Origin of the sequence: Duganella sp. CT11-25 (assembly GCF_047302815.1) — a bacterium.
Classification (GTDB): Bacteria; Pseudomonadota; Gammaproteobacteria; order Burkholderiales; family Burkholderiaceae_D; genus Rugamonas.
In genome coordinates, this window is the sequence record NZ_JBKBFD010000001.1 from 1,872,497 (window position 1) to 1,891,218 (window position 18,722).

The 18,722-nt window shown below is 62.9% G+C and carries 17 protein-coding genes and 8 tRNA genes; 7 read left to right on the forward strand and 18 right to left on the reverse strand.

Translation table 11 applies throughout. The features are described from left to right. The first annotated feature begins 16 nt into the window (after positions 1-16). Complete coding sequence (locus ACEN9F_RS07690) at positions 17-751, forward strand: TOTE conflict system archaeo-eukaryotic primase domain-containing protein (protein ID WP_413419445.1); 735 nt, start codon at positions 17-19, stop codon at positions 749-751. Here the strand turns inward: ACEN9F_RS07690 and ACEN9F_RS07695 are convergent. From ACEN9F_RS07695 to earP, 3 genes are all read right to left on the reverse strand, one after another. Then, positions 748-2,355 carry an amidase gene (locus ACEN9F_RS07695; protein WP_413419447.1) on the reverse strand — a complete coding sequence of 536 codons (1,608 nt, stop codon included), beginning with the start codon at positions 2,353-2,355 and terminating at the stop codon, positions 748-750. The genes ACEN9F_RS07690 and ACEN9F_RS07695 overlap by 4 nt on opposite strands. Before the next feature lie 192 nt (positions 2,356-2,547). Then, a complete protein-coding gene (locus ACEN9F_RS07700; RefSeq protein WP_413419449.1) occupies positions 2,548-3,123 on the reverse strand; it encodes an elongation factor P in 576 nt (191 codons plus the stop codon). 133 nt (positions 3,124-3,256) lie between these two features. Next, entirely contained in the window at positions 3,257-4,387 is a 1,131-nt protein-coding gene (gene earP, locus ACEN9F_RS07705; protein WP_413419451.1) for an elongation factor P maturation arginine rhamnosyltransferase EarP, read from the reverse strand. A 155-nt stretch (positions 4,388-4,542) separates the two neighbouring features. Between earP and ACEN9F_RS07710 the strand changes: the two genes are divergently transcribed. From ACEN9F_RS07710 to ACEN9F_RS07720, 3 genes are all read left to right on the forward strand, one after another. Continuing rightward, a complete protein-coding gene (locus tag ACEN9F_RS07710; protein ID WP_413419453.1) occupies positions 4,543-5,679 on the forward strand; it encodes a hypothetical protein in 1,137 nt (378 codons plus the stop codon). Positions 5,680-5,751: 72 nt separating this feature from the next. Continuing rightward, complete coding sequence (locus ACEN9F_RS07715) at positions 5,752-6,042, forward strand: hypothetical protein (RefSeq protein ID WP_413419455.1); 291 nt, start codon at positions 5,752-5,754, stop codon at positions 6,040-6,042. A gap of 13 nt (positions 6,043-6,055) precedes the next feature. After that, positions 6,056-8,083, forward strand: a complete 2,028-nt coding sequence (locus tag ACEN9F_RS07720; protein WP_413419457.1) for a S8 family serine peptidase — start codon at positions 6,056-6,058, stop codon at positions 8,081-8,083. Between the two features lie 47 nt (positions 8,084-8,130). Here the strand turns inward: ACEN9F_RS07720 and ACEN9F_RS07725 are convergent. The 13 genes from ACEN9F_RS07725 to apbC all read right to left on the reverse strand — a co-directional run bounded on the left by ACEN9F_RS07725 (position 8,131) and on the right by apbC (position 13,384). Further along, positions 8,131-8,206 (reverse strand) — tRNA-Glu (locus tag ACEN9F_RS07725). Between the two features lie 42 nt (positions 8,207-8,248). Then, a tRNA-Glu gene (locus tag ACEN9F_RS07730) sits at positions 8,249-8,324 on the reverse strand. Between the two features lie 149 nt (positions 8,325-8,473). Continuing rightward, a tRNA-Glu gene (locus ACEN9F_RS07735) sits at positions 8,474-8,549 on the reverse strand. Between the two features lie 22 nt (positions 8,550-8,571). Beyond that, positions 8,572-8,647 (reverse strand) — tRNA-Ala (locus ACEN9F_RS07740). Positions 8,648-8,705: 58 nt separating this feature from the next. Further along, positions 8,706-8,781 (reverse strand) — tRNA-Glu (locus ACEN9F_RS07745). 34 nt (positions 8,782-8,815) lie between these two features. Next, positions 8,816-8,891 (reverse strand) — tRNA-Ala (locus ACEN9F_RS07750). A gap of 34 nt (positions 8,892-8,925) precedes the next feature. Beyond that, positions 8,926-9,001: transfer RNA gene (locus ACEN9F_RS07755), tRNA-Glu, on the reverse strand. Between the two features lie 33 nt (positions 9,002-9,034). Further along, positions 9,035-9,110 (reverse strand) — tRNA-Ala (locus ACEN9F_RS07760). A gap of 84 nt (positions 9,111-9,194) precedes the next feature. Continuing rightward, positions 9,195-10,604 carry a glutamate--tRNA ligase gene (gltX, locus tag ACEN9F_RS07765; RefSeq protein WP_413419459.1) on the reverse strand — a complete coding sequence of 470 codons (1,410 nt, stop codon included), beginning with the start codon at positions 10,602-10,604 and terminating at the stop codon, positions 9,195-9,197. A gap of 98 nt (positions 10,605-10,702) precedes the next feature. Then, positions 10,703-11,158 carry an Ohr family peroxiredoxin gene (locus ACEN9F_RS07770; RefSeq protein WP_413419461.1) on the reverse strand — a complete coding sequence of 152 codons (456 nt, stop codon included), beginning with the start codon at positions 11,156-11,158 and terminating at the stop codon, positions 10,703-10,705. Between the two features lie 86 nt (positions 11,159-11,244). Beyond that, entirely contained in the window at positions 11,245-11,700 is a 456-nt protein-coding gene (locus tag ACEN9F_RS07775) for an Ohr family peroxiredoxin (protein ID WP_413419463.1), read from the reverse strand. A 194-nt stretch (positions 11,701-11,894) separates the two neighbouring features. Next, positions 11,895-12,281 (reverse strand): DUF4399 domain-containing protein, encoded by a 387-nt coding sequence (locus ACEN9F_RS07780; protein WP_413419464.1) that lies wholly within the window; start codon positions 12,279-12,281, stop codon positions 11,895-11,897. Positions 12,282-12,295: 14 nt separating this feature from the next. Beyond that, positions 12,296-13,384 (reverse strand): iron-sulfur cluster carrier protein ApbC, encoded by a 1,089-nt coding sequence (apbC, locus tag ACEN9F_RS07785; protein ID WP_413419465.1) that lies wholly within the window; start codon positions 13,382-13,384, stop codon positions 12,296-12,298. 99 nt (positions 13,385-13,483) lie between these two features. On the opposite strand from apbC, the gene metG reads away from it, so the two are divergent. From metG to ACEN9F_RS07800, 3 genes are all read left to right on the forward strand, one after another. Beyond that, a complete protein-coding gene (gene metG / locus ACEN9F_RS07790) occupies positions 13,484-15,646 on the forward strand; it encodes a methionine--tRNA ligase (protein ID WP_413419466.1) in 2,163 nt (720 codons plus the stop codon). Between the two features lie 11 nt (positions 15,647-15,657). Continuing rightward, positions 15,658-16,137 carry a GNAT family N-acetyltransferase gene (locus ACEN9F_RS07795; protein WP_413419467.1) on the forward strand — a complete coding sequence of 160 codons (480 nt, stop codon included), beginning with the start codon at positions 15,658-15,660 and terminating at the stop codon, positions 16,135-16,137. Positions 16,138-16,217: 80 nt separating this feature from the next. Then, entirely contained in the window at positions 16,218-17,105 is an 888-nt protein-coding gene (locus ACEN9F_RS07800; protein ID WP_413419468.1) for a hypothetical protein, read from the forward strand. A 16-nt stretch (positions 17,106-17,121) separates the two neighbouring features. On the opposite strand, the gene ACEN9F_RS07805 is transcribed toward ACEN9F_RS07800, so the two are convergent. After that, positions 17,122-17,583: a cache domain-containing protein gene (locus ACEN9F_RS07805; protein WP_413419469.1), complete on the reverse strand. Its 462-nt coding sequence runs from the start codon at positions 17,581-17,583 to the stop codon at positions 17,122-17,124. A gap of 11 nt (positions 17,584-17,594) precedes the next feature. Then, positions 17,595-18,659 carry a porin gene (locus ACEN9F_RS07810; RefSeq protein ID WP_413419470.1) on the reverse strand — a complete coding sequence of 355 codons (1,065 nt, stop codon included), beginning with the start codon at positions 18,657-18,659 and terminating at the stop codon, positions 17,595-17,597. Positions 18,660-18,722 lie beyond the last annotated feature (63 nt).

Sequence of the window (18,722 nt, forward strand, 5' to 3'; positions counted from 1 at the left end):
GCACAGGACACCATCAATGCATAAGTTAATTTCGGAGTTGAGAAGGCTCTACCTGCTCAACGATCAGCGCTATGACGACGAGAGCCTGGCCCGCCATGTGCGCGGCGAGGCGACGCTGGCGATCGATCTCGCCAACGCCGCAGGCCTGACGCGCGCGCTGGCGATCGACTTCCACAAAGCGGCGAACGAGCAGCATTGGACGCGCTTGTGCGAGGTCGCCAACGCGCTGCAAACCGAATTGGGATTGCCGGCGCCGGCGGTCAGCGTCTCCGGCGGCGACAGCTACCGCCTGTGGCTGTCGCTGGCGTCGCCGATGCCGGCCACCCAGGCGCGCCAGTTCCTGGCCTTGTTGCATAAGGCTTACTTTGAAGACGAAGAGATTGATCTGGGCCGAACCGTGATCGAGATCCCACCCTGCCAACACACAGCCACCGGCCTGTGGGCAGCATTTATCAATCCGGGAATGGGCGCTTCGTTTGCCGAGGAACTTGGGCTGGAGATGCAACCGCCGATCGCCGCGCAAGCCGCCTTCCTTGAGGGACTGCAGAGCATCAGCGATGCGGAGTTTGCGAAGGCCTTGGACCTGCTTCAGCAAAAGCATATCGCAGCACCGGAGGCGGCACCACGCGCCACCACCTACGCCGCCACACCCGAAGGCCTGCTGCTGAAAGACGCCACGCTGGAAGAGATCATCAAACACCTGCACTCGATGAACATCGAGCCGACTTTCCGCCACCTGCTGAAACCCTAGCGCACCGCCAGCGAGACGCTGGCCGGGAACATCGGCGGCCGCCGGTGCAGCGTGGCCTGCTCGTACGAGTAAGCCATGCGGATCAAGGCCGCCTCGCTGTATGCCGCGCCGACAAACGACAGCCCGACCGGCAACCCGTGCACATACCCGGCCGGCACCGTGATGTGCGGATACCCCGCCACCGCTGCCGGCGAAGAGAAACTACCCGTGAAATGGTCGCCGTTGATGAAGTCCGTCAGCCACGCCGGGCCGCTGGTCGGCGCCACCAGCGCATCGAGCCTGTGCTCCTTCATCACCTGGTCGATGCCCTCGACGCGCGCGTAGCGGCGGTTGTTGGCCAGCGCGTCCTGGTAGGCCGGCGTATCGAGCCCGCCCTTTTCCTGCGCGCGCTCCAGATACTCCTGCCCGAAATGCGGCAGCTCCTGCTGATGATTTTTCTGGTTGAAGGCGATCACGTCGGCCATGTTGGAGATCGACGCATTGGGCGCATACTCCTTCAGGTAAGCCGCAAGATCGGCCTTGAATTCGTACAGCAGCACGTCGGTCTCGCTGTCGTCGTATTTGCCGACGTTCGGCACCTCGGTCTCGATCAACACCGCGCCTTGCGCCTTCAGGTCGACCAGCGCTTTTTCGATGACTGCATCCAGCTCGTCGTTCCTGCCGAAGAAATTGCGCGCCACGCCGATGCGCGCGCCTTTCAAACCGCCCTTCTCCAGCGCCGCGCGGTAGTCGCCCACCTTGCCCGCGCCGTCCCGCGTGATCGGATCCCTCGGATCGACACCGATCATCGCCGACAGCATCAGCGCCGCGTCGGCGACGCTGCGCGCCATCGGGCCGGCGGTGTCCTGCGAATGCGCGATCGGGATGATGCCGCTGCGGCTGACCAGTCCCAGGGTCGGCTTGATGCCGACCAGGCCGCAGATCGACGCCGGCGAGACGATCGAACCGTCGGTCTCGGTGCCCACCGCCAGCGTGGCCAGGCCGGCGGCAATCGCCGCGCCCGAGCCGGAACTTGAGCCGCTGGCTGTGCGGTCCAGCGAATATGGATTCAAGGTCAAGCCGCCGCGCGCGCTCCAGCCGCTGACCGAATGCGTGGAACGCATATTGGCCCACTCGCTCAGATTGGTCTTGCCGATGATGACCGCGCCGGCCGCCCGCAGCTGCGCCGTCACGTGCGCATCGCGCGCCGCGCGCACGCCGGCCAGCGCCAGCGATCCGGCCGTGGTGCTCATGCGGTCGGCGGTGGCGATATTGTCTTTGAGGAGAACCGGGATGCCGTGCAGCGGTCCGCGCAAGCGCTTGAGTTTGCGCTCGCGGTCCATCTCGAGCGCGATCTTCAGCGCTTCGGGATTGATTTCAATGATGGCGTTGAGACGGGGGCCGGATTTGTCGATGGTCTTGATGCGGGCCAGGTATTGCGAGGTTAGCGAGTGCGAGGTCAGCTTGCCGGCCTCCATCATCTGCTGCTGCTCCCAGACGCCAGCGTCGAGGATGCCGCCGCTGCCCAGCTTGGCGGTCGTCGTGGACGGCGCCGCCAGCGCGCGGTTGCCGCCTGCGGCAGCGCCGGCGGCCAAGCCGATACGTACGAAATCCCTGCGATCCATGCCATCCTCGTGGTTGGTTTTCCGTGATCACCAATACGCCACATTTGTTGCGTGGCATAAATATATCAGCGTGTTGACAGCCACACCACAAAAATTACTTACTTTTCAGAAAATAGTTTCATTTAACCTATTTTGAGGCCAAAAAAAAAGCACGCCGGCGGTGCGGGCGTGCTTTTTTCACAAGAAAACGACTTAGTTACGAACGATTTTCTTGTATTCGTTGGTGCGGGTGTCGATTTCGATGACGTCGTCCTGGCTCACGAACAGTGGCACTTGAACGGTGAACTGCTTGGATTCGATCGCGTTTTCGATCTTCGCATCCTTCAGGACGTTGCCCGAAGTGTTGCCCTTGACCGCAGGCTCCGAGTAAACGATCTTGCGGGCGATGGTGGTTGGCAGTTCAACCGAGATCGCTTTGCCATCGTAGAAGACAGCTTCGCATTCCATGCCGTCTTTCAGGTAGTTCAGGGCGTCGCCCAGGTTTTCTTCTTCGATTTCATACTGCTCGTACTCTGCGTCCATGAAGACGTACAGTGGGTCGGCGAAATACGAGTAGGTGACCGGCTTCTTGTCCAGCACGACGACGTCGAACTTGTCGTCGCCGCGGAAGACGTTTTCCAGCGGGCTGTTGGTCAGAAGATTCTTCATCTTCCATTTGTACGTGAAGCCCGTGCGGCTCGAGCCGTTGACGTCGGAGCGCAGCACGATGAATGGCTTAGCGTCAACCATAATGATATTGCCAACACGAATTTCTTTTGCAGGTTTCATAGGGAATGTACGTAAAAAGTAGGTTGCGTAAAAATCATCTGTCGCCAGGCGGAAAAGCCATCGGCCCACGTTTGATCGGGTGAAAATGCGCCATAGATTAACCCGGCATTATACCTTGGTTTTGGCGCTCCGGCTATCTCAGCGTAGCGGCGAATGCCAGCATATTGCCGGCCAGGTCGCCGTGGGCCAGCATTTGTTGCTGCCAGCCGACGGCGCGCCGCGCCATTTCCGGCATCTCGCGCTCGAAGGCTGACCAGCTGGCCGTCCAGTCGCCGGTCGCGGCGGCGCCGTTCCAGCACAGCGAGAATCCGGCCAGGGCCGGCAACTCGAGCGCATAGCGCTGCAGGAAGGCGCGCAGCTTCTTGTGATGCAGGTCTTCGTCCTGCGGATAGATATGCCAGACGAAGGGCTTGCCGGCCCATTGCGCGCGCACGAAGGAATCCTCGCCGCGCACAAAATTCAGGTCGCAGGCCCACAGCAGTTTGTCGTAGTCGGGCTGCGCCACGAACGGCAGCACGCGCACCGTCAGCGCGCCGCGCGTGGCCGCGGCCTGGCCGCCGGTGAAGGCTTGCACCGCCTCGGCCGCCACGCCTTCCGGCACCAGGCAGGTGACCGGCTCGGCGCCCGCTTGCCAGACTTCGAACAAGGCCGCCACCGGCGCATGCGGATAGCAGAACAGCGAGACCTTGGTCGACGCCATCTCGGCCGCCGTCACGCCGAAGCGCGCGAGGAACGACGCCGCCGCTGTCGGCTGCGACTGGAACGCCAGGCGCTGCGGCTCCAGGTCCGCCTCGCGCAGCAGGCCGCCGGTCTTGCCGGTAAATCCCGGGAAGAAGAAATGCTTGACCAGCTTGAGGCGCGGATGCGGCGACGTCAGGCGGTGACAGCCCTCGACCCACTCCTCCGCCGTCAAGCCTTCCAGGTTGAACCAGACCGGGCGCGGCTCGCACTCGGCCATCGCGGCGATGTAGCCGGGCGGGAGGTCGACGGCGAAAAATTCAATGACGATGTCGGCGACGTCGGCCGCCGTGTACACGCCGTCCTGGCCGCGCCAGTGACGCACGGTGACGCCGGCAAGCTGCTGGACCTCGGCAGCGGGATCGACCTCCGGGCAGATGCGCCGGAAGCTGGCCAGGTCGTCCACCCACAGCGTGACGGCCAGGCCGTGCTCGCGCCGCCACTGGCGGGCAAGGCGCCAGCAGATGCCGATGTCGCCGTAGTTGTCGACGACACGGCAAAACAAGTCAAGGCGGCGAAAGTTCATGGGCTGTGCGGTGAGGAAAAACGAGGCTGGATGATACCCGATTAACGCGAACCGGGAACCAAGAATACCAAAACTTCCGGCGCGGCGGCCAGTCCAAATCCCACCAGCGCAAGCCTGACCAGGCCCGCTGGCATTCACCACAACAAGGAGATGTCATGAATGAGTTTCAACAATACTATGGACAACAACTAGCACCTCAGCAACTGGGCCTGGCGCCGCAAGGCTTCCTGGGCGGCATCCTCGGCGCACCGCTGGGCGGCCTGATCGGACGCGGCATCGGCGGCCTGTTCGGCAATGCCAATCTGGGACGCCAGATCGGCCAAACCGCCGGCGGTATCGGCGGCTCTTTCCTGCCCTTCGCGGCAGATCCCGTCACCGCAGCCTATGCACAACAAGCACAACAACAGCAGCTGCAGCAACTACAACAAGCGCAACTAGCCCCGCAGGGCTGGTTCGGCAATATCATCAAGAGCGTGGCCCAGCCCCTGGGCGGCGCGATCGGCGGCGCCTTCGGTAACGCCGGCCTGGGCAACACCATCGGCGGCATCGCCGGCCAGCTGGGCGGCATGCTGCCGTTTGGCGCCGATCCCGTCTCGCTAGCGTACGCACAACAAGCACAACAGGAAGCACAACTTCAGCAACTGCAGCAACAAGGCCTGGCTCCCCAAGGCTGGTTCGGCAACATCATCAAGAACGTGGCCCGGCCGCTGGGCGGCGCCATCGGCGGCGCTTTCGGTAACGCCGGCCTGGGCAACACCATCGGCGGCATCGCCGGCCAACTGGGCGGCATGCTGCCGTTCGGCGCCGATCCCGTGTCGCTGGCCTATGCGCAACAGGCACAACAAGCGCAAGACGCGCAGCTGCAACAACAAAGCTGGCTGGGCGATATCCTGCGCAAGAACCGCCCCTACACCACCGCCTACAACCCGTTCATTCCGGTCCAGCAGCAGCTGCTGCCGTTCGGCGCCGATCCGGTGACGCAAGCCTACGCACAGCAGGCGCAGCAGGAAGCCCAGCTGGCCCAGATGCAGGGCCTGGCGCCGCAGGGCTGGTTCGGCAACATCATCAAGAGCGTGGCCCAGCCGCTGGGTGGCGCCATCGGCGGCGCCTTCGGTAACGCCGGCCTGGGCAACACCATCGGCGGCATCGCCGGCCAACTGGGCGGCATGCTGCCGTTCGGCGCCGATCCGGTGACGGCGGCCTACATCCAGCAAGCGCAGCTGGCACAACTGGCACAGCAGGCTAATCAGGGCAACACGGCGCTGTATGGCGGTCAACAAACCCTGCATTAATCCAGCAGCCTCACGCTAACACTGCCCTCCGACGGCCCAGGCTGCGGAGGGCGCTGCTTTAAGGAGAGCCACATGCCCGGCACCGAAGATGCAAGCAACAAGACCAGGTTTCTAGTCCATTCCGCCGGCGGCGCGGCGCTGAACGATTTCCTCACGCTGGCCGCAAGCGACCCGGAGATTTCCGTGATCGACACCATCGGCCCGCGCGAGCGGCCGCATACGGCGGTCGTCGAGATCAGCCCCGACAAGGCGCGCGTGCTGGACCAGCACTTCCGCCGCACCAGCACGCCCACGCACCAATTAACGATAGAACCGGACCGCCCGCTGTCGATGTTCGACGGCGGCCCGGCCGGCTCGTTTTGAAAGGAATCATTCCATGCCCAAGAATCCCAACGGCGGCGGCGCGATGCCGCCGGACCCCAGCCTTTCCAGCGACGGCGAATCGGCCTCACCGCCGGCTGAAGGCAGCAGCAGCGGCAGCAGCCGGCGCTCCGGCTCCAGCAGCAGTTCGGCCGCCGGCAGTGCCGGCACCATCGGCGAAACGCGCAGCGACATCGCCGATGGCGAAGCCGGCGCGCCGCGCGCCGACAGCGCCGGCCGCAACATCGGCGCCCGCAAGAAACAGTTCGTGATCGCGCCGCGCCATCCGCCCGAAGGCATCCAGGCGATGAGCTTCCAGCCGCTGCAGTTCTCGGCGCTGGAGGCGGCGCTGCGCAACAGCAGCGATATCGAGGTGGTCGACACGGTCGGTCCCAAGTCCGTGGTCAGCGCGCTGGCCGACGGCATGGGCGGCTCGCAAGGCGTGCTGGTGGCGCGCATGACGGAGCAGAAGGCGTCCGCGCTGCATCAGCAAGGCGCGGGCCGGCTGCTGGTCGAACATGACCAGCACCTGAGCCTGATGGAACCGTCGCTGCGCCAGCCCGGACTGGTCACCGGCGTGACGCCGACCGGCGGCAGCGGGCCGGTGCTGAACGCCGTCATCAACGTGCTCGGCAAGGATGGCGTGCCGCTGGCCGACGCCGAGGTGTCGCTGTTCGGCAGCATGCTGCCGGCCACCGGCACCACCGACGCCAATGGCAAGGTGACGCTGTCGCTGTTCGGCGAAACGGCCGACACGGTGCAGGGCCTGTACGTCAAGCCCAAGGCCGACTACTGGAGCTTCTACCAGCGCGATCCCGACATCAGCAGCGACGAGGTCAACGTGGTGGCGCTGCGCGCGCTGTCGGACTGGCCGGCGCTGGCGGGCTTCCCGCGCCAGCGCGCCTACGGCTGGGGCCAGAAGGCGATGCGGCTCGATCAACTGCCCGGCTCGTACCGTGGCCAGGGCATCAAGATCGCCATCATCGATTCGGGCGCGGCCACCACCCACGACAACCTGCGCGGCATCCACGCCGGCTTCGACGTCATCAACAAGAAGACCAACCCCGACGGCTGGGACCAGGATACGCTGGGCCACGGCTCGCATTGCGCGGGCGTGATCGCGGCGGCCGATATCGCGTCGGGCATACGCGGCTTCGCGCCGGATGCGGAAGTCCACGCGTGCAAGCTGTTCCCCGGCGGCCAGGTCAGCCAGCTGATCGACGCGCTGGAATACTGCATCGACAAGCAGATCGATGTGGTCAACCTGAGCCTGGGCGGCGCCGAAGTGTCGGAAGCGCTGGAGCAGCAAATCATCCGCGCCAAGCGGGCCGGCATCGCTTGCATCGTGGCGGCCGGAAATTCGGGCGGGCCGGTGCAATATCCGGCCTCGTCGCCGAATGTGCTGGCGGTGGCGGCGATCGGCAAGCTCGACGAGTTCCCGGCCGACAGCTACCACGCGCAGACGCTCGACACCAACGTCGACGCCTACGGCTTCTTCACCGCCAAGTTCAGCTGCTTCGGGCCGCAGGTGGGCGTGTGCGGGCCGGGCGTGGCGATCACCTCCTGCGTGCCGCCGAATAATTTCGCGGCCTGGGACGGCACCTCGATGGCGACGCCGCACATCACCGGCCTGGCCGCGCTGACCCTGGCGCACCACCCGGACTTCCAGGCGGCGCAGTACAAGACGCGCGGGCCGGAGCGGGTCGAGCGGCTGTTCCAGATCATCCGCGCCAGCGCGCACCGCGTCAGCCTGGGCGACCAGAGCCGCACCGGCTTCGGCTTGCCGGATGTGCTGATGGCGGTCGGCCTGCAAGCGCAAGCGGGCCAGCAGCCGGCGGCAGCGCGCGCGGTGGCGCCGCAGTCGGCGTCGATGATCTCGCCGTTGATGGCGTCGTCGCCCATGACGGGTGGCAGTATCTTCGACCCGTTCGGCATCGATCCGGCGGCCGCGGCGGCGCGCGCCGCATATGCGGCCTATGCGGCGCCGTGGTATCAACCACGGCCGCCACTGGGCGGCATGCCGTTCGGCGGCATCATGTGGTAGGGCCGGAAATGCAAAAAGCCGCACGTGGCGGCTTTTTGCATACTAACTGGCGTCCCCAGGGGGATTCGAACCCCCGTACTCACCGTGAAAGGGTGATGTCCTAGGCCTCTAGACGATGGGGACAGAATCTGTCCATACTGGCCGGTACCGCTACTCGAAAAATCCTGGCGTCCCCAGGGGGATTCGAACCCCCGTACTCACCGTGAAAGGGTGATGTCCTAGGCCTCTAGACGATGGGGACTTTTCCAAGGCGCGAATCATAGCAGTCTAATCCGCGCTTGGCAATACAAACCTTTGTTTTTACAGGAAAACCACGGCAACATTGGCCGCCGCACAACGAACGCGCAACAAAAAAGCCGCTCAGGGCGGCTTCATCATCGAATCATGTCTTGGCGTCCCCAGGGGGATTCGAACCCCCGTACTCACCGTGAAAGGGTGATGTCCTAGGCCTCTAGACGATGGGGACATGTCGGTGCTCTCTGCGCTAATGGTGGAGGTAAGCGGGATCGAACCGCTGACCTCTTGCATGCCATGCAAGCGCTCTCCCAGCTGAGCTATACCCCCCGGGCGCAGAAAGTCTTCTGTCGTACTACGTTTTTACTACTCGCCAGCCTGGCAAAGCTGGCGTCCCCAGGGGGATTCGAACCCCCGTACTCACCGTGAAAGGGTGATGTCCTAGGCCTCTAGACGATGGGGACCTTGGCGCTACGGTTACTACTCGTTTCTGCGCAATGGTGGAGGTAAGCGGGATCGAACCGCTGACCTCTTGCATGCCATGCAAGCGCTCTCCCAGCTGAGCTATACCCCCCGGGCGCAAAAACATTTTTACTACTTGCCATCGCTGGCGTCCCCAGGGGGATTCGAACCCCCGTACTCACCGTGAAAGGGTGATGTCCTAGGCCTCTAGACGATGGGGACCCTGGAACTACGGCACTACAAATCTCTGCAAACTGGTGGAGGTAAGCGGGATCGAACCGCTGACCTCTTGCATGCCATGCAAGCGCTCTCCCAGCTGAGCTATACCCCCGTTTGCGCGAGAGACAAGATTATAGCAGGGAAGGCGCACTATGCAAATACCCTTTTGCAACTTTGCTCAGGGTTCAATTCACTATTAAAGAAACTTCGCCAGGCGCGCCACAATCGTATCGCGGCCGAAGATCTGCAACACCGCATCGATGGCCGGCGTCTGCAGCTGGCCGGTGATGATCAGGCGCAGCGGCATGGCCATCTGCGGCATCTTCAGCGTGTTGGCGGCCAGCACTTCCTTGATCATCGCGGCCAGCGCTTCCTTGGTCCACTCCACCGTTTTGCAACGCTCGGCAAATTGCGCCAGCGCCGGCTTGACGGCGTCGGTCAGGTGTTGCGTCATCAACGCGGCGTCCGGCTGCGGTTCGCGGTAGAACAGCATGGCGGCGTCGGCCAGTTCGTTGACGGTGTTGCTGCGTTCCTTCATCAGCGCCAGCACGGACGGCAGCGCCGGCGCGCCGTCGAACACGGCGCCGGCGGCCAGCATGCGCGGCCGGGCCAGTTCGGCCAGACGCTCGTTGTCGGCCTGCTTGATATAGTGGTTGTTGAGCCAGTTCAGTTTTTCGATATTGAATTGCGCGGCCGAGTTCGACAAATGCGTGCCGTCGAACCACGAGGTCACCTGCTCCATCGAGAACACTTCGTCGTCGCCGTGGCTCCAGCCCAGGCGCGCCAGGTAGTTCAGGATCGCTTCCGGCAGATAGCCTTGCGCCGGGTAATCCATGACGTTGACGGCGTCCTTGCGCTTGGACATTTTCTGGCCATCGGCGCCCAGTATCATCGGCAGATGGCCGTACAGCGGCAGCGGCGCGCCGATCGCGCGCAGGATGTTGATCTGGCGTGGCGTGTTGTTGACGTGGTCGTCGCCGCGCAGCACGTGGCTGATCTGCATGTCCCAGTCGTCGACCGCGACGCAGAAGTTATAGGTCGGCGTGCCGTCCGGGCGCGCGATGACCAGGTCGTCCAGCTCCTTGTTGCCGATGGTGATGGTGCCTTTGACGAAGTCGTCCCAGCTCACTTCGCCGTCCAGCGGATTCTTGAAGCGCACCACCGGCTTGCGGTCGGCGGGAATCGCCGGCAGGGTCTTGCCCGGCTCAGGACGCCACGTGCCGTCGTAGCGCGGCTTTTCGCCGGCCGCGCGCATGCGCTCGCGCATCGCCTCGACTTCTTCCGGCGACGAGTAGCAGTGGTAGGCGCTGCCCTCCTCCAGCATCTGCGCCACCACCTCGCGGTAGCGGTCCATGCGCTGCATCTGGTAGAACGGGCCTTCGTCGTGGTTCAGGCCCAGCCATTCCATGCCCTCGATGATGGCTTGCACCGCTTCCGGCGTCGAACGCTCCAGGTCGGTATCTTCGATGCGCAGCACGAAGGTGCCGCCGAAGTGACGGGCGAAGGCCCAGGAGTACAGCGCCGTGCGGGCGCCGCCCAGGTGGAGGTAGCCGGTCGGGCTAGGTGCGAAACGGGTGCGAACTGGCTTGGCTGGTGCAGTAGTCATCGGGGTAGGAATGCTTATATATAAAAGAAGCTATTTTACCCCGTCGGCGAAGGTGCGGACAGAGCGGCCGGTCCGTAATGCACCGGCCGCTCCGGCGATCAAGCCGTAACGACGCTCAGCACCACGTCGATATTGCCTTTGGTGGCCTTGGAGTACGGGCACATGGCATCGGCGCCGTGAGCGATCGCGGTGGCGACTTCGCGGTCGATGCCGGGCGCGATCAGCGTCAAACGGGCTTGAATCAGATACCCGCCGCCGCCCATCCCCAGGTCCACTTCGATTTCCACCGCGGTGTCGGCCGGCAGCACGACGTTCATTTCCTTGGCGGTGATGCCGACGGCGGCGCTGTAGCAGGCCGACCAGGCGCCGGCAAACAGTTGCTCGGCGGTCGGATGCGCTTCGATGGCTTCAAACCGGTGCTCGCGGACGGCACTGTTGCCGGGCGACGTCAGGTGGATGTCCAGCTTGCCTTCGTGGTTGCCGGAAAAGACGGCGGAGTCGCTGCCGGTGGTGCGGGTTTTGCCGGTGACCAGTACTTTTTGAATTTTGCTCATGATATTTCCTCTTTGGTTTATTGAGTTTGCGGGTTGCATTTTATTCGCATGCGAATGCATCGCATGCGATTTTGAAACTTGTTTTTTTAAGCGGTAACGACGTTCAGCACCACGTCGATATTGCCTTTGGTGGCCTTGGAGTACGGGCACATCGCATCGGCGCCGTGGGCGATCGCGGTGGCGACTTCGCGGTCGATGCCAGGCACGATCAGGTTCAGGCGAGCCTGGATAAAGTATTCCTTGCCGCCCAGGCCCAGGTCCACTTCGATTTCCACCGCGGTGTCGGCCGGCAGCGCGACCTTCATTTGCTTGGCGACCAGGCCGACAGCGGCGCTGTAGCAGGCCGACCAGGCGCCGGCAAACAGCTGCTCGGCGGTCGGATGCGCTTCGATGGCTTCAAAGCGGTGTTCGCGGACGGCGCTGTTGCCGGGCGCGGTCAGATGAATGTCCAGCTTGCCTTCGTGGTTGCCGGAAAAGACGGCGGAATCGCTGCCGGTGGTGCGGGTTTTGCCGGTGGCGAGGACTTGGGTGATTTTGCTCATGTTAGGCTCCTGAAAGTTGCGGTTGATTTAATGTCTCATCCGATTAGTTCGTATGCGATGTATGAAGTATAGCGGAGCCGGCGGCGATGTCAAGCGCATTCGATTGCATCGTATGCGATATTATTTGATCGATCCCGCCGAGCCGATAGCTAAAAGCGGAATGCGCCCACCAGCGCGACGCATCCCGGATCAGCTTATTTGACGGTGATCTTGATTTCCTTGTTCATGGCGGGACCGTAGGCCTGGTGCAGGCCGTTGGCGAACTGCATGGTCAGCGTGTAATTACCCGGCGGCAGCGTGACTTCGGTTTCGGTCTGTCCCTTGCCGAAGTGGATGTGCTTCTCGTCGGCGGGAATCACTTCGCCGGCCTTGACCGGCGTGGCGTTGATCAGCAAATGATGATGGCCGGTATTGGCCGTCATGTCGCCGGCCGGCTTGACGTCCATGCCGGTGACGGCGAACTTGACCTTGAACGGGCTGCTCACCGTGGCGCCGTTGGCCGGCTCCGCGAACGATACCGATTGCGCAAAGGCGCCGGCGCTCAGGGTCAACAGGGCTGCTGCCAATACCGATTTCATCATCTTAATTCTCCAGGTTAATCGTTCTTAATAACAATGCTAGGGAACTTGCTGGTCATGTCCTTGGCCTTTTCAGAGACCTGTACTGCAATCTTGCGCGCGATGTCTTTATAGATGGCGGCGACCTGGCCGTCCGGGTCGGCGACCACGGTCGGCTTGCCGGAATCGGCCTGCTCGCGGATCGCCATCGTCAGCGGCAGCGCGCCGAGGAATTCAACGCCGAAGTCCTTGCACATCTTGGCGCCGCCGCCGGCGCCGAAGATTTCCTCCGCATGGCCGCAGTTGGAGCAGATGTGGGTGCTCATGTTTTCCACGATGCCGAGGATAGGAATGCCGACCTTCTCGAACATCTTCAAGCCCTTGCGCGCGTCCAGCAGCGCGATGTCCTGCGGCGTGGTGACGATCACCGCGCCGGTGACCGGCACTTTTTGCGACAGCGTCAGCTGGATGTCGCCGGTGCCGGGCGGCATGTCGACGATCAGGTAGTCCAGGTCGCGCCAGTTGGTCTGCTCCAGCAGCTGCTGCAGCGCCTGCGTGACCATCGGGCCGCGCCACACCATCGGCTCGTCCGGGTCGATCAGGAAGCCGATCGACGACACCTGCACGCCATGGTTTTCCAGCGGCTCCATGGTCTTGCCATCCTTGGTCTCGGGGCGGCCGGAGACGCCCAGCATCATCGGCTGCGACGGGCCGTAGATGTCGGCGTCCAGCAGGCCGACCGAGGCGCCCTCGGCGGCCAGCGCCAGCGCCAGGTTGACGGCGGTGGTCGATTTGCCGACGCCGCCCTTGCCCGAGGCCACGGCGATGATGTTCTTCACGTTCGGCATCAGCTTGAGGCCGCGCTGCACGGTGTGCGGGATGACCTTGGTCGAGACGCCGACGCTGATGTTGCCCACGCCCGCCAGGGTTTTCAGGCCGACGATGACGCTGGCGCGGACCGCGTCGACCTGGCTCTTGGCCGGGTAGCCCAGTTCGATGTCGAGCGAAACGTCGCCGCCATCGACTTTCAGATTCTTGACGGCCTTGCCGCTGACGTAATCTTTCGTTGTATTTGGATCAATGATTTTGGACAGCGCGGCTTTGACGTCTTCTACTGTGATGCTCATGTAACTCTCCGTAAAATGTGCCCTCATTCTAGCGCATAGTGCGCGCTTGCCGCTTCCACTGTTAAAATGCTCTTTTTCCACCCACAAAGTGCATCAACCATGACTCGCAAGCTGTTCGTCACCACTGCCCTGCCCTACGCAAACGCCGCTTTCCATATTGGCCACATGATGGAGTACATCCAGGCCGACATCTGGGTCCGGTTCCAGCGAATGCAGCGCGACGGCGGCCAGGCGCGCGAGGTGCACTTTGTCGGCGCCGACGACACCCACGGCACGCCGATCATGATCGCGGCCGAAAAAGAAGGCATCACGCCGCAGGAATTCGTCGCCAAGATCGCCGCCGGCCGCGCCCAGTACCTGGACGGTTTCCATATCGCCTTTGACAATTGGTATTCGACCGATTCGCCGGAAAACGTCGAACTGTCGCAGGGAATCTACCGCAAGCTGCGCGACGTCGGCCTGATCCAGACCAAGATCGTGCCGCGTTTCTACGACCCGGTCAAAGGCATGTTCCTGGCCGACCGCAACATCAAGGGCGAATGCCCGGTGTGCCACGCCAAGGACCAGTACGGCGACAACTGCGAAGTGTGCGGCGCGGCCTACCAGCCGACCGAGCTGATCAATCCATTCTCGGTGTTCACCAACGCCACGCCCATCCTGAAGGATTCGGAGCAGTACTTCTTCAAGCTGTCCGATCCGCGCTGCTACCAGTTCCTCAAGGACTGGCTGAACACCCCGGGCCGCTTGCAGCCGGAGATGGTCAACAAGGTCAGCGAATGGCTGGGTGAAGCCGGCGAGAAGCTGGCCGACTGGGATATCTCGCGCGACGCGCCTTACTTCGGCATCCCGATTCCTGACGCGCCGGGCAAGTTCTTCTACGTCTGGCTGGACGCGCCGGTCGGCTACCTGGCCAGCCTGAAGAACTACTTCGACAAGAAAGGCCTGGACTTCGAAGCCTTCCTGAAGGATCCGGCCGCCGAACAGATCCACTTCATCGGCAAGGACATCGTGTCCTTCCACCTGCTGTTCTGGCCGGCGATGCTGAAGTTCGCCGACCATCCGGTGATCGACAAGCTGAAGGTCAACGTGCACGGCCACCTGACCGTCAACAACGAGAAGATGTCCAAGTCGCGCGGCACCGGCATCTCGCCGCTGCGCTACCTGAACCTGGGCATGAACCCGGAATGGCTGCGCTACTACATCGCCTTCAAGCTGAACTCCAAGGTCGAAGACCTGGACTTCACCGGCGAAGACTTCGTTGCCCGCGTGAATTCCGACCTGATCGGCAAATACGTCAACATCGCTTCGCGCTGCGCCGGCTTCATCGCCAAGAAATTCGACGGCAAGCTGGCCACCACGCTGTCCGAAGGCGCGCAGGGCTGGATCAAGCGCGCGCTGGTGACGGCCGAGGGCGTCGAGCGCCAGGCCAGCATCGCCGCCAACTTCGAGGCACGCGAGTTCGGCAAGGCGCTGCGCGAGATCATGGAGATCGCCGACATCACCAACCAGTACGTCGACGAGAACAAGCCGTGGATCCTGGCCAAGGACGACGCCAAGCTGGCGGAGCTGCATGACGTCTGCACCGCCGCGCTGATCCTGTTCCGCCAGCTGACCATACTGCTGTCGCCGGTGCTGCCGGGCGTCGCCGCCAACGTCGCCAAGTTCCTCAACGACGAGCAGCTGGTGTGGACCGATACCGACGTCGCCAGCGGCGTGGTCTCGACCGCGATGCTGGGCCGCACCATCGGCGCCTACGCGCACCTGATGACCCGCGTCGACGCCAAGATGATCGAAGACCTGTTCGATGCGCCGTCGCAGCAGGCAGCCGCGCCGGCGCCGGCCGCCAAGCCGGCCAAGCAGGCCGCGCCTGTCGCCGCCGCGCCCGCCCTGCCGATGCCGGAAGGCGTCGAGGAACTGGCGCCGCAGATCAGCATCGACGACTTCGTCAAGATCGACCTGCGCGTGGCCAAGATCGTCAACTGCGAACACGTCGACGGTTCCGACAAGCTGCTGCGCCTGACGCTGGACGTCGGCGAAGGCCGCCTGCGCAACGTCTTCTCCGGCATCAAGTCGATGTACCAGCCGGAAGACCTGGTCGGCAAGCTGACCGTGATGGTCGCCAACCTGGCGCCGCGCAAGATGAAGTTCGGCGTGTCCGAAGGCATGGTGCTGGCTGGTTCGGCCAAGGACGAAAAAGCCAATCCAGGCATCTACATCCTGAATCCGTGGCCGGGCGCTGAGCCGGGCATGCGTATCCGTTAAAGGAAGCCGGCATGAACCTTGTGGTGCGCGAAGCAACGAAGGACGATGCCAAACTGATCGCCGAGCTCACGCGCGCCGCGTGGGCCGGCAAGGTCAGCGTCACCTCCAGCGGCCACCGCGAAACCGCCGTCCTCGTTGCAGAACACCTGCGCGATGGCGGCGGTTTTGTTTTATTGATCGACGAGCAGCCGGTCGGCTCGGTGCGCTGGCTGCCGCTCGACGCCGAACACGACGTGTGGGAAGTGTGCCGCATGGGCGTGCTGCCGCAGTACCGCGGCAGCAACCTGTCGCAACATCTGCTGGAAGCGGTGATCCACCACGGCCTGGCCAGCGGCATCGAGGAAGTCCGGCTCGCGGTGCGCGCCGACCAGCCCAAGCTGATCGACTTCTACACCGCCTTCGAGTTCGAGCTGGCGGAGGAACTCGAATACTCGCACGCCAATCCGATGGAACCGCCGCCGCTGGTGATGCGGCGCTCGCTCAAGCACTGATGCCTTGACGCGGCGCGCTGCCATTTCCCACCAAGGTGATAAGCTGATTCTTACTGCGACGGCTAACTTGGGGATCGAAAATGAAACCAAACTGGGCATCAATTTTCGGCAACGTCGATCTATCGGCCAACGAGATTGCGCTCGTCTCGACTCTGCCACCGCTCCACCCTGCGGCCATCCCGCGAGCACTGGTGCGATCCAACATCCAATTCGAACAAGGCACGATCGCATTGGAAGTCAAACTGCCCGATCCGGATGCACGCTGCCAGATCGGCCTGAGCATAGACCGGGGCGGCGAGCTATTTGCCGGTATCAATAATCTGGGAGCGCTGTATGGGTTTGCGATCTCGCGTGATAATCAATGGAAACCGCTGGCAGGCGCCGGTTATGGCGCCAGCCTGGAAAGCGAGCGCTGGTACAAATTGACGCTGACGGTCAAGGGATCCGTATTGGAACTCTATCTTGACGGAGTGCGAGTTGCCTCTGCGATCCAGCAAATCATGAAAGGCCCGATCAGCATTTTGCTGGAAAGTAGTGGAAACGTCATCGTACGCAATGTGAGCGTCGACTCCCGTCCCGCAGAATGCTTTATCGTCATGCAATTTACGGACGAGTACAACGCCTTGTATCGAGAAGTCATCCGTCCTACTTGCGAAGCATTCGGCTATAAGGTTGTACGTGGCGACGACACTTATACTTCAGGACTGATTATCAACGACATCACCCAAAGTATTCAGGAAGCCAGCATCGTCATCGCCGACATCACACCCAACAATCCGAATGTCTTCTATGAAGTCGGCTATGCCCACGGCATGGGTAAGACCACCATCCTACTCAGCGACAAAAAACGCGAACGACTGCCGTTTGATGTTTCCGGCTTTCGCACGCTGTTTTACGACAACACGATTGCCGGTAAAGGCGAAGTGGAAGCTCGCCTGAAAAGACATCTGGAGGGCATTGCCGCCTGAGCGTTGCCCCCTGCGCCTATTTGTAGATGCCGCAGCCGATGATCACGTCGTCCACGCGCTCCACGTAGGTACGCTTGGCGTCGATGGTGCCGGTGCTGGGATTGGGCCATTTGTAATCGACCCAGCCCTTGCCGTCCTTGCCCATGCCCAGCGCGAGGATGTCCTTGATCAGGAACTTGCCGTCGGCGTCCTTCATTTCCGTGACGTTCTTCCCCACCAGCTTGACGTTGGCGCCGTTGGCCTGCTCGATGCCGTCGCCGTTGGCCAGGAAGGTGAAGATGTACAGGTCCTTGTGCAGGAACGCTCCCTTCGGATTGTTAAATTCGGCAAAAGCCTTCTCCTTGCCGTTCTTCTTCAGGAACTCGCCGGCTTTCTTCACCATGGCGACGGCTTCGTCGGCCGTGCCTTTCTCCGCCGCGCCGGCGCTCAGCGCCAGCATCACCAGGGTGGTGAAAACCGCTTTCAATATTTTGCTCATGACCGCGCTCCTTAGAAGATATGGCGAATGCCGAGATTGAGACCGCGATTGCCCGTGCCGCCTTCAATCGCGCTGCCTGCCGTATAACCTGCGCCGTTCTTGTTGCGGATGTATGCGTACACGCCATACAGGTCCGTGCGCTTGGACAGGTAGTAGCGATAGCCGGCCGCCAGCTGCTGCGCGTCCTGATTGAACGCCGTCTTGTCGTTCTTGCGGATGTACGAAGCGATCCAGGTACCGACACCCTGCGGCACCGTGACGCCGACCAGCACGACGTTGCTGTCGGTGGTGGGCGTCGGCGCCACCGCGTAGCCGAAGGGATTGGCCAGGTTGCGCGGCAGCGCGCTGTTCAGGCCTTTGTCCACGCCGTAGGCAAAGTGCGCCTTAAGCAGACCGAAGTCGACCAGCGCCGTCAACACCGTGTTCCTGGCGGTACTGGTGTTCTTGAGCGTGGCCGTATCGTTGTTGCGGTTGTGATGTGCCAGGCGCACCGTCAGCGGGCCGCCCGCATACGCCAGCGCGCCGCCGAACTGCCGGCCCGCCGCGCTGTCGCCGGAGACTTCGCCGGCGCCGTACACGACCTCCGCATTGAAACCGCTCACCTGCGGCGAAATGTACTTGACCGCGTTGTCCATGCGGCTGGCGCTGTTGCCCGTGGCCGCCATCAGGTTCTTGGTGTCGCCCGCCGTGCCGGAACCGAACGGATCGACCGCCGCGATGGCGAGGTACTGGGGCGTGTACTGGCGACCCAGCGTGACCGTACCCGATTTCGTCTGCAAGCCCACATACGCCTGGCGGCCGAACAGCAGTCCGCCCTGCCCCATCGCGCCGGTGTCGGCCTGGAAGCCGCTCTCCAGCAGGAAGATGGCCGACATGCCGCCACCCAGGTCTTCCACCCCCTTGAAACCGAGGCGCGAACCCGCCTCCACGCCGGAGGTCAGCTTGGTGGTGGCGGCGGTACCGCCGCTTTCACGCACCAGCGCCATGTCGACGATACCGTACACCGTCACGTTCGATTGGGCGGCAGCCGTCCCTGCCAATGCGCCCAGCATGAGCGCAAGCATAGTCTTCTTCATTGTTGTATCCCCAGTTGTACAGGCTCTGATGTCGGCGGCGGGACAGCGAGCCCTGGCTATCCC

Bases quoted from the DNA above. Each gene is read 5' to 3' on its own strand.
- ACEN9F_RS07695 (WP_413419447.1), bottom strand. From the start codon at position 2,355: ATGGATCGCAGGGATTTCGTACGTATCGGCTTGGCCGCCGGCGCTGCC.
- ACEN9F_RS07690 (WP_413419445.1), top strand. From the start codon at position 17: ATGCATAAGTTAATTTCGGAGTTGAGAAGGCTCTACCTGCTCAACGAT.
- ACEN9F_RS07700 (WP_413419449.1), bottom strand. From the start codon at position 3,123: ATGAAACCTGCAAAAGAAATTCGTGTTGGCAATATCATTATGGTTGAC.
- earP (WP_413419451.1), bottom strand. From the start codon at position 4,387: ATGAACTTTCGCCGCCTTGACTTGTTTTGCCGTGTCGTCGACAACTAC.
- apbC (WP_413419465.1), bottom strand. From the start codon at position 13,384: ATGAGCATCACAGTAGAAGACGTCAAAGCCGCGCTGTCCAAAATCATT.
- ACEN9F_RS07800 (WP_413419468.1), top strand. From the start codon at position 16,218: ATGAAACCAAACTGGGCATCAATTTTCGGCAACGTCGATCTATCGGCC.
- ACEN9F_RS07770 (WP_413419461.1), bottom strand. From the start codon at position 11,158: ATGAGCAAAATTCAAAAAGTACTGGTCACCGGCAAAACCCGCACCACC.
- ACEN9F_RS07775 (WP_413419463.1), bottom strand. From the start codon at position 11,700: ATGAGCAAAATCACCCAAGTCCTCGCCACCGGCAAAACCCGCACCACC.
- gltX (WP_413419459.1), bottom strand. From the start codon at position 10,604: ATGACTACTGCACCAGCCAAGCCAGTTCGCACCCGTTTCGCACCTAGC.
- ACEN9F_RS07805 (WP_413419469.1), bottom strand. From the start codon at position 17,583: ATGAGCAAAATATTGAAAGCGGTTTTCACCACCCTGGTGATGCTGGCG.
- ACEN9F_RS07710 (WP_413419453.1), top strand. From the start codon at position 4,543: ATGAATGAGTTTCAACAATACTATGGACAACAACTAGCACCTCAGCAA.
- ACEN9F_RS07715 (WP_413419455.1), top strand. From the start codon at position 5,752: ATGCCCGGCACCGAAGATGCAAGCAACAAGACCAGGTTTCTAGTCCAT.
- ACEN9F_RS07780 (WP_413419464.1), bottom strand. From the start codon at position 12,281: ATGATGAAATCGGTATTGGCAGCAGCCCTGTTGACCCTGAGCGCCGGC.
- metG (WP_413419466.1), top strand. From the start codon at position 13,484: ATGACTCGCAAGCTGTTCGTCACCACTGCCCTGCCCTACGCAAACGCC.
- ACEN9F_RS07810 (WP_413419470.1), bottom strand. From the start codon at position 18,659: ATGAAGAAGACTATGCTTGCGCTCATGCTGGGCGCATTGGCAGGGACG.
- ACEN9F_RS07720 (WP_413419457.1), top strand. From the start codon at position 6,056: ATGCCCAAGAATCCCAACGGCGGCGGCGCGATGCCGCCGGACCCCAGC.
- ACEN9F_RS07795 (WP_413419467.1), top strand. From the start codon at position 15,658: ATGAACCTTGTGGTGCGCGAAGCAACGAAGGACGATGCCAAACTGATC.